Source organism: Leptolyngbya sp. FACHB-8, assembly GCF_014695575.1.
In the GTDB taxonomy this organism is placed as follows: domain Bacteria; phylum Cyanobacteriota; class Cyanobacteriia; order Elainellales; family Elainellaceae; genus Vacuolonema.
The window spans coordinates 19108-34272 of record NZ_JACJOO010000051.1; the positions used below are offsets into that span (position 1 = coordinate 19108).

Sequence of the window (15165 nt, forward strand, 5' to 3'; positions counted from 1 at the left end):
GGATTCCGACCCCCTATGGTCTGCGATCGTCCCCCCTCAAAAAACTGAATAGAGATAGTCCTAAAAATCAAAAAGCGACTGACTCCGGATCCGACCCCCTCGTCAATCGCCTTTGAAGTTTTTCAAGGATTAGCCGACAGCGAATCAACTAATCACCCAATCGCCCACCCCTGCGGGGTGGCCTATTCACCTTTGATGATAACCAAGTTTGCCAAAGTTGTAACTCCCCCCGCCAATAGTGGATCCACGACCCCCATTCGATCGCGGAACACTAGCTATCAAATCCGTTGGCGGAAGCAGGCCCAACGAGCGCTTGAGAAAGCCAAGCGTGGTGGGCATCCCGATCGCCGTGAGCGTCGCCTCATTGCCCGCTACAAGCAATGGGAGCAGGCCCAACGGAAGCAAGCACAACAGCCAACCTCTGAGCAACAGAAGGCAGCAGCATAAATGAACGCCACTACCCTGAATGGGTCAGTGGTGAATTCGCCTGTATCTCCTCAGCGGGCGAACGCTGCTGACTTGATTGATACGTTGACCCTACTCCCCTATACCCATGAGCGATCGCTGGCAGTAGACCTTCTGCTGTGGCATGAGGAGTTGACCTGGCAGGAGCGCACTTGGTATGTGCTCAACGAATGGAAGGGGGTCGAGCAATGACTCCTACACTTACCCCTATAAAGATCAGTTCGTTTGCTGATCGCTTCTACCGGGAATGTGTCGAGGGGTCTGGTATTGATCCAGACCTCTACGCTGAAGCTGTCGGAATTGTTGAGGATACTGGGTACTGGGAACCCAACCTAGCATTAGGGCAACACGTTTCAAAGTTCTGGCAAACGAAGCCCCCCCACTCATACGGAGCGATCGCCGGGTTCTACCAGGAAACTGGTGAGCTATGGCAATCCAAGGCAGAGAACCCGCGTCCTGACAAAAAAGGGAACCCTGCAAAGTATGAGTGCATTGTTGGGGCACCGTTGCGGGCGTTTCTACCACCAGTAAACCGGGAAACGCGGCGGAAAATTGCGAAGCGCTACGGCTGCGAGATGCCACCCGCAGGGCAAGCATTCTGGGATTGGCTAGAGCAGCACCCAGAGATTCCAGCAATCATTACTGAAGGGGGTAAAAAAGCCTTATCCCTGCTATCTCAGGGGTACGTTGCGATCGCCCTTATTGGCGTGAATGGCGGCGTTCTAAAGAATGAAACCATCGGCGGGGTAAAGCTTCCTCGCATTAGACCCGAACTCATTCCCGACCTGGCACGGTTTGCAGTAGAGGGGAGGGAGATCACTTTAGCTTTTGACCAGGACACTAAGCCTCACACCCGGCACCGGGTAGAGTGCGGGTTGAATGACCTGGCTTTTCATCTGGAACAGGCGGGCGCTTCCGTGCGGATCGCTGCATGGGATGGGCAGGGAGGGCGCTGTAAAGGTGTCGATGACCTGATTGTTAATGCGGGCGCGGCTGCATGGCAGGAAGCTTATGAGAGTGCGACGATTGCCCCAGTGTGGAGAATCAAGCGCGACTTGGCGCGACGGGTGAAGCGGAAGCCAGATCTGCATTTGGGCGATCGTCCTTTCAAGGAAGCTCTTGACCGGATTCCTGAAAGCGGCATCATCGGGCTATACGGCCCAAAAGGGAGCGAGAAAAGCACCCTAATTAAACTGATTCTGCAATCCCAGGCTAAGCCCTGGTTTTCCCTTACGTTCCTACAATCGCTGGCCCGAGATCAAGCAGGAGATAGATTCCGTGGGCATAAGGGATGGGGAGGGGTTTTTATCAATGACGGCGATCGCTACGGGGAGAAGTTATTAGATTCCCGTGGCATCCCCGTATTAGGCGGCTCTGGGTGCTGGCCTTCATTCCTTGGGGTATCAGCGGTAGAAGTCAAAATCCTTATTCTGGATGAGACTACCCCATCCCTTAGGTTCCTCCATTGCAGCCCTCTTGCCAATCAGAACGGCATTCGGCCATTACTGGAAGCTGAGTTAATCAGACGCATACAGGAAGCCGATCTAGTAATCTTGGCGGATGCTGACCTCACCGAAGAGGCGATCGCCTACATCGAAGCTATCAGAGGAGAGCGGGCTTACCTTGTGCGTTCCGACAGGAAGCCTATGGGTTACGCAGTGAGGCTTTTAGATGGCAGTAGAGATCAGGCTGTTGCAGACTTCTATCAAGCGGCGTTGAACGTGCCTGATGGAAAAATCTTGATGTTCCACAGTGACGCTAAGGCACTTGTTGATTCCCTTGCAGATGACCTGGAAAAGCGGGGCATTAAGACAATGCGAATCCATCAGGAAACTAGCGGAGGGGAAATCGAAGGAGAGTTTTTAAGAGGCAAAGGAAAGCTATTACCTTGGTTATCACAACAGGGTATCAAAGTAATTTTGTGCAGCCCTTCAGTAACTCAAGGGTTCTCTATTGAGAACAATGCTGACCTGATTCACGAGGTTTGGGGAGTTTTCAAGGGCTGTAGCATTTCGGCTGAATCTATTGCGCAAGCGCTTGATCGGACGCGATCGCTGGCTCCTCGCACAGTCTGGTTGCCGTTGAAGGGCAACGCTATCAGCAAGCTATCGACGGGTACCAGTGCCCAGGCGGTACTCAAAGACCTTGAGACTAGCAGTAAAGCATCTTTACGATTGGCGCGTCTATCCTTAAAGCCAGACACCCTATCGACGGCTGATTCAATCGATTATCACAGGGAAAACCTCAAGCTAGTTGCGGGGTTTGAAGCGAGGCACAACCGGGGAATGATGGCGTTGCGCCATACCGTTTGGGCGTTGTTGGAGCATGAGGGGAAGCAGGTATCCTTTACCCCGTGTCAGTCCACAAAAGCAGACGCGGCGGCTCTATCAGAGGCATTGCAGGAAGCCAGAAGGCAACAGGAAGTAGAGCGGGCGGCGCGAATTGCGGCGGGCATCCCGTTGACACAAGAGCAGGTAGACGAACTCGAAAAGCGGCGCAAAAAAGAGCCTGAAACCGTAACTCAAAAAGAGCTGGAAGAGTTAGAGCGCTTTTATATCTCGCAGTTTTACCGCGCCAATGATGTTGATACTGATTTAGTGCTGTGGGACAAGGGCGGGCAAAAGCGGAAGCAGATCCGCAGGCTGGAAACTGTACTCAACCCCGACCAGGCGATCGCCACCACAGCGGCATCTATCGACCGCAACGCCAACACTCCCCAGGATTGGGATAAGTCAGCAGTCCGTTCCTGGTTGTTGCAACAGACCGGAGCTGCGGAATTCATACAAAGGTGTTGGGATGGCAGCATCACCCAGATGGACGCGGCCACCATCGCCCCCATTGCCAAAGCCTTGCAGCAGCATCCTGAAGAATTTCGGATTGCTTTTGGAATGCGAAATATTCAGAAGCTATCCCCCATGCAGGTAATAGCTTGGGTCTTAGATTGGTGTGGCATTACGCGCACATCCGACAAGCAACGGCGCGGCAAAGATCTTGTCTGGGTTTACTATGTTGAACCCGAAAACTTAGCGCGTCTCAAGACGGTTGTGGAGCGGAGATTGCAAGATGTTCCACCCCCCCTAGTTAATGAAGAGAATCAGGGGGGTGGAACACTCCCCATTCATGACCAGGCAGAGGATTTAGCGGCTTTCCGGTATTGGTGGGAATCTACTACAGACCCCAAAGAACGTGAAGCAATCATTGAAGAGGCGATCGCCCTCAACCTTCCCCCCAATCCAGACCTATGGAGGGCAGCATCATGACTGCTTTCCAGGTTGGCGATCGCGTCAGCACTTTTCTGGGCGTCGGCACCATCGAGCGCATCAACGCCCACGGTGAGTTGCTGATCTGTGGTGATGGCGAAGACCCTTTGTTCTACGGCAGTTTTCACCCCGATGAAGTGCAAATGTTGGATTTGGAGGTGGCAACATGACCCATCCCGAAATTGCCCGCGATCGCAACGGCAGCCCAATCCGTGTTGGGGATGCTGTGGCCCTGCCCTGGCAAGTGGGAGAGGTGCTAGAGGTCGGCATTCCTCGCTCTACCATTCGTTACCCCGATGGTGCAGTCCTGGGGGCGGCTAATCGGCTGATCACAGTGCTGGAGGTAGCAGCATGAGTCACATCAACGACACCGATCCGCAAAAAAGGCCAGAGCAATACGACGCTGACATTCTCGCAGCCCAATGCCACGCAATCATTGAAACCTTGCGACGAAAGCGGCTCGCCGGGAAATTGCTGATAGCAGCCCTCGACGGGTTGCGGCTGGTTGCGGCTTACAAAGATCCAGTAGAAGCCCCCAGTCGGAAACCAAACCAACGAGGGCAACCGCCGATTGTTGTTGGTGATCTGTTACGTGAATAAAACCAAAGGAGTTCCAAAACCATGGTGACCAAACCCAAACCCAAGAGCGCACTTGAAAGCCTTCGTGAAACTGTTGAAAGGCTCGAAGCTGATAACCTCCAGGCTATGGAGCAAATTAAGAGCAGTCAGGAACGGCTGAATGCTAACCAAGTAGAGTTGGAGCGCACAAAACTAGAGCTCCAACGGGCGGAAGGTGAAGCGGCCCGCCAAACGGAAGCCGATCGCATTCGTCAGATTGGCGAAAACTTTGAGGCGGCTCAGGTAGTTGCAGCCGAATTGAATGAGCATTTGCTCGGTTTCCTTAGCTGCTGGGCGCGGTTACGGGAGTTAAATTCAACTTCTCCTGAATTGAGAAAGCGGATCACAATTCACGGTGAGTTTCAGCCATTGCTTTTGAAACTGCCAGTTGCTTTACATCAAGAGAACTCGGACAAAATCACGACAATTTCCCTCAGTTCATTGCAACAGGAAATTAATGTCTATCAACAAACGCACCCAAATATTGCTGCACTATTACCTCGGGTCAGAATGTAAGGTGTTTGCCCAAAAGCATTGTTACGCTTGAACCATAATCAATCTATAGGTTCCTGAAATGAGCAACCAATATCACTTAGACAGTGCTACTCAACAATTTCCCGAAGACGCACTAATTGAGGCAGGAGAAAAAGGAATTTGCCATCGACTCGATCATCAAGATGTCATCGTTAATGTTCCTCTCAGTGCTGGTCATGTTGATCTGGCTCGGGATATTCCTCAGCTCTACCTGCGCTCATTAATGAAAACAGTTTCCGAAAACAGTTTTACTGGCCTCAAGATTGTTGATTGCGTTGGACAACCCCTTGCCTCTTTCAGCCCAGAAGAGTGTGGACGAATCGCTTATCTGCCGTAGTTTTCGCTGATTTCCCGGCTTCCTTAAGGACTCCCAGGAAGCCTTTCCTGCTTCAATGTTTTCCCACCCAGAAAAGCGATGGTCGCTACACCCGAAATCAACCGCCAAAACTCTCTGAAAAGCACTGGCCCCCGTAGTGCCAGAGGGAAGGCGATCGCCTCCATCAACGCCACCAAACACGGACTGCTGGCAGCATCGCCCCCACTAGTCCAAGGCGAGGATCTAACGACCTTTCAGAACGTAGTGCAAGGTCTGGTAGATGAGCACCAACCGCAAGGCCCAACAGAGTTCCTATTAGTTCAACAGTTGGCAATGGCCCATTTGAGGCTTCATCGGTTGTGGGGTGCGGAAGCTGCGATCGCACGGCTGGAGCAACTGAACGTAGAGCGCAGGGCGAAGACTCCCAAGTTTAGAACGCCGGAGGAACTGCTTGGAGGTGGGGAGGATAGCCCAGAGGTGATCCTCAAAGTAGAACTGCTCGTGCTCACTTCTCTGGTCAACGGTATCACCGACCAAATTCAATGGGAGATCCCAAAACGCGGGGTGCGGAAGTGGGACGACAGTGAAGAAGCGATCGCCCTGCTGGCAAAGCTGCGTGAACTACTTGAGGAAGCTATCAAGAAATATCCCCGTGAGTCTATCCCTAGAATTCGCGATGTGAATAGGGGGATGAATCACTATCACGTCTGGATGCGGCTTATTTCCTGGCAATCAACGGCAGAATCAGAAGCCATCAACCCGGGGGTAAACCTGCGTTACCTGCTTAAAGCCATAGAACCCGAAGTGAACGAACGACGGGAGGAAGTTCAAGCCCAGCTTGATGACCTGGCCCGCATTGAGCAGGAACGGCAACAGGCAGCGATCGCTGTTGCTGCTATCCCCCAGGATGCTGACCGATTGGCCCGCTACGAGGCCAGAATCATGCGCTCAATGGAGGCGGCACTTGACCGTTTAGCCATGCTTCAGGAACGGCGTAGAGCCACTTCCATGGGTTCGTTTGAACGGAATTAGGTTTTAGGTAAGAGTATGGCAAGCCCAAATTTTGACCCAAGCCGAGCGGCAATAATCCTGCTTGATGCTGCAACTATGGGCGATCGCGCCACTGTGGAAAAATACGACATCAGTTCTAGAACCTTGCAGCGCTATCGATCTAGGTTTGCTAGTGATCAGGAGCTGTCGGCACTTGTCGCACTTAAAAAAGCGGAACAGGATCGGGCATGGGCTAACGAGATACCAGGGGCGATCGCTGCCTGCATTAAATTCATTGGCAATGCAGCCCAGAACCTGAAGCCGGATGATCCTGAAGCCGTTCATGCGATCGCAGGAGCAATGAAGATCTTGAGCGAAATTGTCATGACCCGAGAGGTTATTGAAGCGCGTCTTTCAACAAAGGAGTATCCCACCCCGTGATGGATCTTGATGTGACCAGAGCCAGGATTGAGCAGTGCGAAAGCCGGATCGATCGCCTTGCTGAAGCTGTTTCCCGTAGGGTCGATGAAATGGATCGATTGATTGAGCAGAGGGCAGAGCTGTGGGGTCAGGCGCGAGAGTTGCACCGGTATCTGAAGGAGGAACCGGGCGATCGCTATTGGTATTGTTCATACGCGAAGTGCATGAACAATTAAGGCTTCTGGAGTTGGGTTTTGAAAAGGTACAAGATAGTAGTGAGAATGGTCATTTTCTTTAAGATAAAAAGAGCGGGGTAGCGCGTTGTGCAGCCCCGCTCTTTTCATTGTTGAGGGATTAAGAGATTACTTCAAATGACACGACATCATGACTACTACCGCGCAAAATAGATTCAATCTGTTTTCCGCGTAAGCGCTTTCCTAAAGCTTGCTCAAGAGCACCTTGAAGAGCACCTAAAGTATAGGTTAGAGTTCGAGATGATCCGGCAGATTCCCCTGAAGAACAAATAGTCTCACGACAATACACCAGGATTGTATTGTTAACATCAACAATCTTATCCACAATACACAGGCGAGTTCCCTCCACACCCAGTGCATTTTGAAGAACTTCAGTAAGTTCCTCCAAAGCAATTGGATTTTCAGACAATTCTAATTCCTGGATTAATTGCTTACCCCGAATGCGCCCTGCTGCAATCAGTGCAATTGCGGCTGCCTTTGCTCCTAATGCTTCTTCTGTTCCTGTGACTAATGCCTTGAAACAAACAATGCTGCTAAAATCGCCAAGTTCGGGCCGGGTTGCACATGTTGCAGTAACTGTCGCCATGATTATTAGTTCTCCTGAAGGTCTATAGGGCTGTTGACTGTAGTCTGCCCACACCCATGCAGGTATCACCATCAGTTGGTGTGTGACAGCGATCGCCCCAGTAATGCCAGCTTCATCTGGACCGGTAGCTACAGGGAGGGAAAGGCCCAATAATTGGGCTACCCCCCCCTTGTTTGGCGGCACAGGAAATTCTCAATAGGGCTGATCAGAAAAACCTGATCAGCAAGAGATGATCAGTTTGATCACCTACCTGTAATCCTTAAAGGTCAAGGCTTTGGAAGAAACCTGATCAGAGAAACCTGATCAGTTTTTTTGATCAGGTGCCGTCCCTGCACAAAGCAGCCCTAGCAAAAAAGCTACGTTTCGTCAGCGATTAAATGGCTAAATCGTGGTCACTTCAGACACAGCCAGTATTACAGAGGCGATCGCAAATCGATCTCAGCATTGGTCGATGCTTTAATTAATCAAGTAGAACACTTACTGCTGTGGGTAAGCGTGATGGAAGAAGCCAGTCTGAACGGTGGATTGGAAAGCTTAAAGAGAACTGTAGATGAGACAAAGTCTCTTTTGGAGCAAAGCCGTGCACTTCTTTTAGACACCTTCTCTCGGATTGAAGAGGTCAGCAGAATAGCCAGGGAAGCTAGCGAGCACATCTCTGCTGCTTTAGAGCAGTTGGGGGAGGACCCAGAGGATGCTGCTGCCCAACAGACGTTGGAGGGGTATCAAGCTTTAATAGAGCCATTAAGGGAATCCCTTCGTCAGTACATGGCTGAACGCGATCTTTATACGTCCGAAATTTGCGCTACAACAAATGCCCTAAAAGTTGCTGAACGAATGGTTATAGAGTTTTCCATAGAGCCCGGTACTACCCACTTCTAAAAGCTGCCGCTAACGAAAACACCCTCCATTGATGACGAGGGTGCTGATGTTATAGGAAGCGCAACGATTTTCAAGGAAACTGCAGGCTCAATCATACTGATCTCAATAGCAGAAGGAGAGAGGGCGACCGCCCTCTCTGTGATGTTGAGTAGAAAGATAGAGCAGGCTCGGCAAAAATCGCACCTTCAGAATGACGGTAGATTTTTACAAAGCTTTTAGGATGATGCTTGTTGAATAAAAACGGTTGTTTCTATGTCTCCAGCAGAAGATTCTAAACTCGAAGTGATTGCTGAAGCAGCTGCACAATTACGTGAACAACTCGATGAATCTGCTTCTACCCTAGTTGTACAGCTGCCCCCTAACTGGCAATCAGAGCCGCTGGTAAAGGAGTTACGGGCAGATGGTATTGAGCTTAGGTTTACTGGTCAACCTGCGATTGGCACTGAAAGAGCATTAGCTTCGAATATGAATACATACCCAACTGAAGTAATTGAACTTGAAGGCTAACAGTGATGCTGTAACTGAAAGCTTCTGCTTCACCGTTTCTACACCTATTCTGTCCTGCTTAGCTTTGTCTCCATGTGTTCCTACCTCCCAACACAAGCGCTGTGGATGCAAGCTTTTCCCTGGCGCTTTTTTATTGGATTCCCTTAGACAACTAAATTCGATCGCCCCCTTTGATGCGTGCAAGATTCTCGCCACTCCACCAAATTTCTACACGCATCACTCCCAACAAAAAGCCACCGGACCCAGGCATGGGCAACGGCGGCAGTGTGTTCCCTGTTATTTGTGGATGAGTGTATCAGTTGAGTGATAACTTACTCAACTACTTACTCATTTGATTCATCAAGTGCCCACTCAAGTAACTTTCTGACCAACTCAGTTTTGGGCTTCCGCACCTGTTGAGCCTTGCGGGTGAGCTTGTCATTCAGGCTAATGGGTATATCCACATTCAGCCGGATCGTGGGTTCCTTTTCTGGTGGCTGCAAGTCTCCCCACGGGTCAGCAGGCCGAGCGGTGCGTTGCTGCTTCACTTTGCCTGCCTGTTGCTGTAGTGGTTTGGATGGCGATCGCTTCGGTGGGGGTGCTGGCGGCTCTGCCTCAACATCGGGTTGTGTTGGATTCCCACCACTTGCCAGATTCAGAATTTCATCAAAGTTGCTAGATGACATCTTTCAGTTCCCTCCACACAGCCTGCCAATCATTCCATGCCATTCGTCCACCAGGTGCAGACCTAAGCGCCACTCCCATATCAGAAGCGCGGACATAAGCCTTAAGTCTGCGGATTGGTTTAGAGAACGTATGGATGCCAGCTCGTTGAAGCGCGGCGATCGCCTCGATGCCGTCCTTCTGTGGTGCAGGTGGGGATAGCGTGATCAGTGCCCTATACTCAGTCCCTTCTGGTAGCGTCGAAACAATTTGAGCCAAGGCATTGAGTGACAGCGGCTCTGGGTTGGATGGGAGGATCAGCAGATCACACCCTTTCGCTAAGCTCACAATCTCGTCTTGTGCTGGCCTTGCGGGTGTGTCGATCACCACGTTGCGGTAGGTGCCCCTAGTGAGTAGCTTGGGCGCTTCGGTGTCAGTGCAAACGGTAAAGGGTAGGGTGCCCTTCCTGGCCCATAGCGAGGCGCTACGGTTGGGATCTGAATCAATGAGCAGGGTATCACCCAACTCATGCAGCAGATCGGCCAAACAGATGGCACAGGTAGTTTTTCCCACCCCTCCCTTGAATTGGGTAAGAGTGATAATGGACATAAGACATATTGAATCTATGAGGGGGATTCTACGCCCCCTCATTTCATTGGTGCAATGATTACTCAATCACTCACTCAATTGAGTAACTTATCACTCAAGCCTCACCGGATTAGCGTCCTTAAAGCCTGCCGCCCTTCCTCCACTGAATCAAGGCGGCGCTCGATCGCCACCAGGCGGGCAGTGATACTTTCCTAGCTCACGTCTCCCAGGTAGACGGTGATCGCCCCAATTTAAAAGCCCTCAGCTTTTACTAAAACTGGGGGCTATCTACTCTCAGGTAATTGCAAGACGAGAGATTAACAGGCTACTTTTTCTGCTGAACAGAGGGCTCTCTGAACTACAGCAGCTCTCTCCTCAGCTAAGTTTGGTTCCCAGAATACCATCTCCAATTTTTCTCTTTGAATAACGCTTATTCCCTCTTCTACTGTGGAAGCTGTTAGCACCCTGTAGCTTTGCTGTAAAACAGCCTCAACATTAGGAGAGTCATTAAAACCTTCTTCAATAATTAAAACTTTCATCACAGGACTCCAAACAATCTCGGTACTCTAGCCAAAAAGTGAATGAAACTTAGCCTGAGAGACTGCAAGTTATCTCAAACCGGTGAGGAATGTCGGCTAACTTGTAAGCAACAATAGTTCCCTTGCCAAACCGCCGGAGAGAAATAATTTCTTGAGTGATTTCAAGAATTTCATAACAAACACCTTCATTAGAAACTAGACAGGGACACGACAACATAAGGCATTTCCACTTGAAGAGTAAGTAGATGCAATGCCCTGAGAGTAGTTATTGATACAAAAAGTGTACGACTACCGGCCTGAAGATTAAGCCAAAATTAAGGAATGTGTTTAAAGATTGTTTAATGTTTGCTTTTGAGAAAACTTGTTTTTAATGGCATGGATACTTCTAATTCAGTAGCTTATTCCAGTCTGGTAGCTTGCCTTCAATGGCATCCAAGCGTTCAAGGATTAGGGCGGCATCGGTGGGAGCGAGCGATCGCCAGTCCCTTTTGAAGCAGGGCAATGATCACCTCACTCCGGTTCTTTCCATCCACACCTACTCGAGTATCGATCGCCATGAGGAGCGGGTCTGGAATTCTAACGGCAACGCTGCGGGATTCTGGCATACTTCACCTGTCGGGCAACTGTCAAACAATTTCGCCTAATAACTGGCACATCACCAAGGGGGTACGGGCGATCGTCTGACACTTCTATTTTGGCTGTTTAGTCCACGATTAGTCCAAGCAAGTTTTACAGTAGTGCAAGCCTTTTACTATCAGAGCTTTTAAGTGTTTGAATAGTTGCTCTCACAGCAACTATTCATTTCGAAACCTAGATTTATCAATGCTTTCGGCGTTTGTGCCAGTTTTTGACTAGTCCAAGGGGCGATCGCACTATTCGGCCTGATTGAAGCGACGCTGTCACCAAATGCAATTAGCCCTAATTCGGAGCCTGAAACAACATAAATTCGTTACTTGGCCGAGGCTAATGTGGAAAATGACGGCATTTTTTAGTACAAAACAACTGTGATGTAACCCTTATAGGATAAAGGTTACAGCCTAATTGCACTTTATGACAGCGTCGCTTCAATCAGGCCAGTTACTGCACCAAAAACTGAATCAGTGCGATCGCCCCATCTGAGTCAATGCCCTCAAGCAGTTCCAGCGCGGTCGCCATATCATCCGAGGTTTGATCCTCATCCTCGGAGATGGCCTGCTCTGCGGCTTCCCAGATGTCGATAGGCTTCTGGATGTGGTCGTGGTAAATCAACCGGGAAAGGATGAGGACCAGAGCTGTTTGGTCAGTGGGCGAAAGTTTGCCCAAGTCGCGGTCACCAAACTTCTCAGCCAGGGCCAAAGCCTGCCGTGAGTCGGTGAAATTGGCAATGGGCAGGAAATGACTGTTATCTGTGAGCGTTTCAGTCGGGACGGCATTTTGAGCCATCATGGGGGAGCTCCTTAAGCTGTGACGGTTTAAGGGGTGGACAGGGGGCGATCGTTTGCGGGCGGGAATCCGGGCGATCGCTCTCCTTATTGGTTACAAAACTTTCGATTCAAAGGTTCGAGTAACTTTCGCCGGATAACCAACGGTTTGCACTGGACAACAGCGGTTAGCTTGGCCAATGGTGCTAGGGCAGTACAGGCAAATTTGGGCATCATAGAAACAACCTGTAAAGCGGGAAACAAACAGGGTGCGATCGCTCGCCCCTCATCATCGAGCGGTCGCTTTTTTTACAAATACTGCGGGCAAACTTGGGCATCATAGAGAAGTCCTTCTAGACAAGGGACAGGGGGCGATCGCAGTACAACCACACACCACGCGGTCGCTCTTCCTCACTACACAGTTAGTAATTTTTGCGACCAACAACAAATGGATTAATCAGTGGAAACGCTGCATACTGGTAGAGTCCTTGCGAGCAAGAAAGGGCAATAGGAGACGGTTGCTGGGGGCAAACTAAGCGGTCGTCTCCCTCACAAAATTGCAGTAGGGTTTACGGTGTGGGCGTCTCCAGCCTCGGTGTAGCTAACGACCTTCGTGATCTCGATGTGCCACTGGCCCCCAACCTTTACGAGGCGATCGCCAAACTGTGGGCAGTAGTTCATTCCCTCGGGTGTGCTCCATCCATGCGGGGCATCAGGGTTATGAACTGCGGGGTAATAACGTGGGTGAGACATCTGCTGAAATCCTTATGAGGTAAAGGGTTGAACTGTAGACGACACTTTATTAGGTCAATCCCAGGAAGCCAGAGCTTCGATATCTAAGTCACTATCAGGGGATGGGGCGATCGCTACTGCTTCGACATCGGCGGGAGTTGCAGGAGGAACGACTACGGGCTGTGAATGGTAAGGACTGATCCAGCAATTGAGGACATGCTCAAGGGCATCCTTTGGATCGTCGGAACGTAGCTGGGCAGCAATCTCTAGCAACAATTGACGGTGCTGAGGCTTGGTAATTGAAAGACGCATCAGTCAAACCTCCTACACGCGGCTGGTGAGACGGAGGGCAATTTCATACAACCCTTTGGCGTTCTGCCAGCGGGGTTGGGTAGGGACGGCTATGTTCTTCTTGGCCAGCAGCGACCCGATACCCGGCAGGCAAGCGCCACCACCAACCGCGATGATTGCGGTGGCAGCAGGGACACGGGTTTCTGCTGCTTTGACAAAAGGCTTCAGCCCTTGTGCAAACCACTCGGGTAACGCCTTCACGTAGGCTTCCTTGAAATTCCAATCAGGGTGCTGGGTGCCATAAACGAAGTCACCCTTCTCAATGCCAGAGCGGATCAGGTGGAGGTCAGCCGGACGCTTGAGATATGCCCGCACTGTGTCGGAGGTGGCGATCGCATCGATCAACCGCTCCACACCTGCGGTAGGCGCATAATCCCGAGAGGTGATTTGGAGATTGTTGAAGCTGGAACAAATCGTGGTGCCGTTACCGATGTCGAAGAGTAGAGCGCTGGTGAGGTCGTACTCCGCTCGCATTGCATAGGCGGCTCCTGCTCCCTCTTCCAGCACTTTTTCAACCCGGATGGTGATGGTGGATTCATGCCCCATCAGCCGTACTTTGTGGGTACCGGTGAGTGCCTGGGCGATCGCACGTCCGAACACCTTGCCATCATGTACACTGGCCACCACCGACAGTTCCCAATCCCCCCGCACATTGATCGAAGTCAGGGAGCTGAGAAGCAGTTGCAGCGAGAGATCTACTTTCCCGTCGGTCGAGTCAGTTACACGGTAGATGCCAGAGGGAGAGCTGTAGTAAGCGTTCAACCCACCGATCCATTGCTTACCAATGAGGTCAGCGCGATCGCCTTCCAGGTATTCCACATAGCCCTGATTGGCGAATGTTGCGGGCTCTGGGAGATAGAGCACATAGCTTTCTTGCAGCACCATACCCAAGCCGCAGTAGAGCTTAGAGGCACCGTTGCCGATGTCATAACCGATTGGTAGGGATTGGTTAGGGGTGGCATCCTCTGTCAGTCGTTGCCGGGTGCGAGGGGTTGCAGCTTGTGGGGTTTGAGTAGGCATATCGGGCTTAACTCCTTGTCAGTTCTAGGTTTGCGAATTTTTGAAAGCTTTTTAGGAATCTGGCAGCTTTTGCCGTTCCTTGTCAGTTGCGGTCATGCTAGCATGAATTCATGAATTCTGGAAAGATGGAATTCTTGAAAAGGATCCACTCATGAATGAATGTGCCAATATTGGGAGCAACCCGTATGAGAGATGCAATGGCCGCTAGTCGAAGGGCTGATCCTGGTTTTGCCCAGGTCAGTGGATACGTCGCCAAAGAGATCGCACTGCAATTTAAAGCGCAATGCACGATGCTCGAAACAAGTCAGTCTGAAGCACTGGAAGAGGCGCTTAAGCTCTGGCTTGAAAAGAACAAGGGCAAGTGAGGGCGATCGCCATGAGTGATAAGGCCCAACGCGCCGAAATTCCGCTTGGTAGCGTCACCATTGAGGGGTTTATGTTGCCCGATGGCTCCTATGTCATGAGCCAAACTCAGGCAGCGCACCTGATAGGTGAGAACGAAATTAACGCCCGACGCTTTTTAGAGTCAAAGGCCATCAAAGCCTTGCTGGGTGATGGTTATACGCCCGACACTTTTGAGATTGAGCGTGACCCAGAGCAGGGACGAGGGCAGGGGCGGATCAGAGGATTGCCGCTAGAAATAGTCAGCACATTCTGGTTGCAGCAGACTTTTAGAGGAAACCAGCAAGCCCGCAGTTTATGCATGGCCCTTATGCGTGAAACTCTGGAACGGCGCTTCGACGCTGCCTTTGGCGTTACTCGTAGTGAGGATGAACGAAACCAGAGATTGAGTGAGCGCAATGCTGAATTAGAGCGGGCGCTGCGCTACCTCGGCGAGGGAATGGCGATGGAGGATGAGCTTTTGAGGCGGCTGGAACAGTATGAGCGGTGGTTTCAGGAAACTGGGTACAGCCCATACGAACTGCCTACAGAGGAAGGAGGTGAGAATAACTAGTACTCAGCGGCTTAAGTTTGCCTATGATTAGAGGGTTGCACTGCTCCCTAAGATTATGCCTGGACTCCGCCCTCCAGTTTTGACCCTTAGCCCCAGCGACCAAGCAGCT

Annotated in this window: 24 protein-coding genes; 14 read left to right on the forward strand and 10 right to left on the reverse strand. The window is 51.0% G+C overall.

Annotated elements, in window-relative coordinates:
- Positions 1-195: 195 nt before the first annotated feature.
- From H6F91_RS11965 to H6F91_RS12010, 10 genes are all read left to right on the forward strand, one after another.
- Positions 196-447: a hypothetical protein gene (locus H6F91_RS11965; RefSeq protein ID WP_190789345.1), complete on the forward strand. Its 252-nt coding sequence runs from the start codon at positions 196-198 to the stop codon at positions 445-447.
- Positions 448-657 carry a hypothetical protein gene (locus H6F91_RS11970; protein ID WP_190789346.1) on the forward strand — a complete coding sequence of 70 codons (210 nt, stop codon included), beginning with the start codon at positions 448-450 and terminating at the stop codon, positions 655-657.
- Positions 654-3725 (forward strand): DUF3854 domain-containing protein, encoded by a 3072-nt coding sequence (locus H6F91_RS11975; RefSeq protein WP_190789347.1) that lies wholly within the window; start codon positions 654-656, stop codon positions 3723-3725. The genes H6F91_RS11970 and H6F91_RS11975 overlap by 4 nt, the downstream gene beginning before the upstream one ends.
- Entirely contained in the window at positions 3722-3895 is a 174-nt protein-coding gene (locus tag H6F91_RS11980; RefSeq protein ID WP_190789348.1) for a hypothetical protein, read from the forward strand. Before H6F91_RS11975 ends, H6F91_RS11980 begins: the two co-directional genes overlap by 4 nt.
- Positions 3892-4080, forward strand: coding sequence for a mechanosensitive ion channel domain-containing protein (locus H6F91_RS11985; RefSeq protein WP_190789349.1), 189 nt, complete (start codon positions 3892-3894; stop codon positions 4078-4080). Before H6F91_RS11980 ends, H6F91_RS11985 begins: the two co-directional genes overlap by 4 nt.
- Positions 4077-4325, forward strand: coding sequence for a hypothetical protein (locus H6F91_RS11990; protein WP_190789350.1), 249 nt, complete (start codon positions 4077-4079; stop codon positions 4323-4325). Before H6F91_RS11985 ends, H6F91_RS11990 begins: the two co-directional genes overlap by 4 nt.
- 21 nt (positions 4326-4346) lie before the next feature.
- The gene (locus H6F91_RS11995) at positions 4347-4859 is read left to right on the forward strand and encodes a hypothetical protein (protein ID WP_190789351.1); all 513 of its coding nucleotides are present in this window, start codon (positions 4347-4349) and stop codon (positions 4857-4859) included.
- Between the two features lie 58 nt (positions 4860-4917).
- A complete protein-coding gene (locus H6F91_RS12000) occupies positions 4918-5214 on the forward strand; it encodes a hypothetical protein (RefSeq protein WP_190789352.1) in 297 nt (98 codons plus the stop codon).
- 78 nt (positions 5215-5292) lie between these two features.
- Positions 5293-6225, forward strand: a complete 933-nt coding sequence (locus tag H6F91_RS12005) for a hypothetical protein (RefSeq protein WP_190789353.1) — start codon at positions 5293-5295, stop codon at positions 6223-6225.
- Between the two features lie 15 nt (positions 6226-6240).
- Positions 6241-6624, forward strand: coding sequence for a hypothetical protein (locus H6F91_RS12010; RefSeq protein WP_190789354.1), 384 nt, complete (start codon positions 6241-6243; stop codon positions 6622-6624).
- Here the strand turns inward: H6F91_RS12010 and H6F91_RS12015 are convergent.
- On the reverse strand, positions 6598-6816 hold the full coding sequence (locus tag H6F91_RS12015; protein ID WP_190789355.1) for a hypothetical protein: 219 nt from the start codon (positions 6814-6816) through the stop codon (positions 6598-6600). The genes H6F91_RS12010 and H6F91_RS12015 overlap by 27 nt on opposite strands.
- Before the next feature lie 141 nt (positions 6817-6957).
- A complete protein-coding gene (locus H6F91_RS12020; RefSeq protein WP_190789356.1) occupies positions 6958-7443 on the reverse strand; it encodes a hypothetical protein in 486 nt (161 codons plus the stop codon).
- Between the two features lie 444 nt (positions 7444-7887).
- Here H6F91_RS12020 and H6F91_RS12025 point away from each other — a divergent pair, with 444 nt between their 5' ends.
- Positions 7888-8322 (forward strand): hypothetical protein, encoded by a 435-nt coding sequence (locus H6F91_RS12025; RefSeq protein ID WP_190789357.1) that lies wholly within the window; start codon positions 7888-7890, stop codon positions 8320-8322.
- A 252-nt stretch (positions 8323-8574) separates the two neighbouring features.
- Positions 8575-8829, forward strand: a complete 255-nt coding sequence (locus H6F91_RS12030; RefSeq protein WP_190789358.1) for a hypothetical protein — start codon at positions 8575-8577, stop codon at positions 8827-8829.
- 323 nt (positions 8830-9152) lie between these two features.
- On the opposite strand, the gene H6F91_RS12035 is transcribed toward H6F91_RS12030, so the two are convergent.
- The 8 genes from H6F91_RS12035 to H6F91_RS12070 all read right to left on the reverse strand — a co-directional run bounded on the left by H6F91_RS12035 (position 9153) and on the right by H6F91_RS12070 (position 14101).
- A complete protein-coding gene (locus H6F91_RS12035; RefSeq protein WP_190789359.1) occupies positions 9153-9494 on the reverse strand; it encodes a hypothetical protein in 342 nt (113 codons plus the stop codon).
- A complete protein-coding gene (locus H6F91_RS12040) occupies positions 9484-10080 on the reverse strand; it encodes a ParA family protein (RefSeq protein WP_190789360.1) in 597 nt (198 codons plus the stop codon). The genes H6F91_RS12035 and H6F91_RS12040 overlap by 11 nt, the downstream gene beginning before the upstream one ends.
- Positions 10081-10376: 296 nt before the next feature.
- The gene (locus tag H6F91_RS12045; protein ID WP_190789361.1) at positions 10377-10598 is read right to left on the reverse strand and encodes a hypothetical protein; all 222 of its coding nucleotides are present in this window, start codon (positions 10596-10598) and stop codon (positions 10377-10379) included.
- 440 nt (positions 10599-11038) lie between these two features.
- Positions 11039-11203: a hypothetical protein gene (locus tag H6F91_RS12050; protein WP_190789362.1), complete on the reverse strand. Its 165-nt coding sequence runs from the start codon at positions 11201-11203 to the stop codon at positions 11039-11041.
- A gap of 472 nt (positions 11204-11675) precedes the next feature.
- Positions 11676-12023, reverse strand: a complete 348-nt coding sequence (locus H6F91_RS12055; protein WP_190789363.1) for a hypothetical protein — start codon at positions 12021-12023, stop codon at positions 11676-11678.
- A gap of 524 nt (positions 12024-12547) precedes the next feature.
- On the reverse strand, positions 12548-12751 hold the full coding sequence (locus tag H6F91_RS12060) for a hypothetical protein (RefSeq protein WP_190789364.1): 204 nt from the start codon (positions 12749-12751) through the stop codon (positions 12548-12550).
- A gap of 54 nt (positions 12752-12805) precedes the next feature.
- The gene (locus H6F91_RS12065; protein WP_190789365.1) at positions 12806-13042 is read right to left on the reverse strand and encodes a hypothetical protein; all 237 of its coding nucleotides are present in this window, start codon (positions 13040-13042) and stop codon (positions 12806-12808) included.
- A 12-nt stretch (positions 13043-13054) separates the two neighbouring features.
- On the reverse strand, positions 13055-14101 hold the full coding sequence (locus H6F91_RS12070) for a hypothetical protein (RefSeq protein ID WP_190789366.1): 1047 nt from the start codon (positions 14099-14101) through the stop codon (positions 13055-13057).
- Between the two features lie 185 nt (positions 14102-14286).
- Between H6F91_RS12070 and H6F91_RS12075 the strand changes: the two genes are divergently transcribed.
- Positions 14287-14466, forward strand: a complete 180-nt coding sequence (locus H6F91_RS12075) for a hypothetical protein (RefSeq protein ID WP_206754931.1) — start codon at positions 14287-14289, stop codon at positions 14464-14466.
- Between the two features lie 11 nt (positions 14467-14477).
- Positions 14478-15056, forward strand: coding sequence for a hypothetical protein (locus H6F91_RS12080; protein ID WP_190789367.1), 579 nt, complete (start codon positions 14478-14480; stop codon positions 15054-15056).
- The last annotated feature ends 109 nt before the right edge of the window (positions 15057-15165 follow it).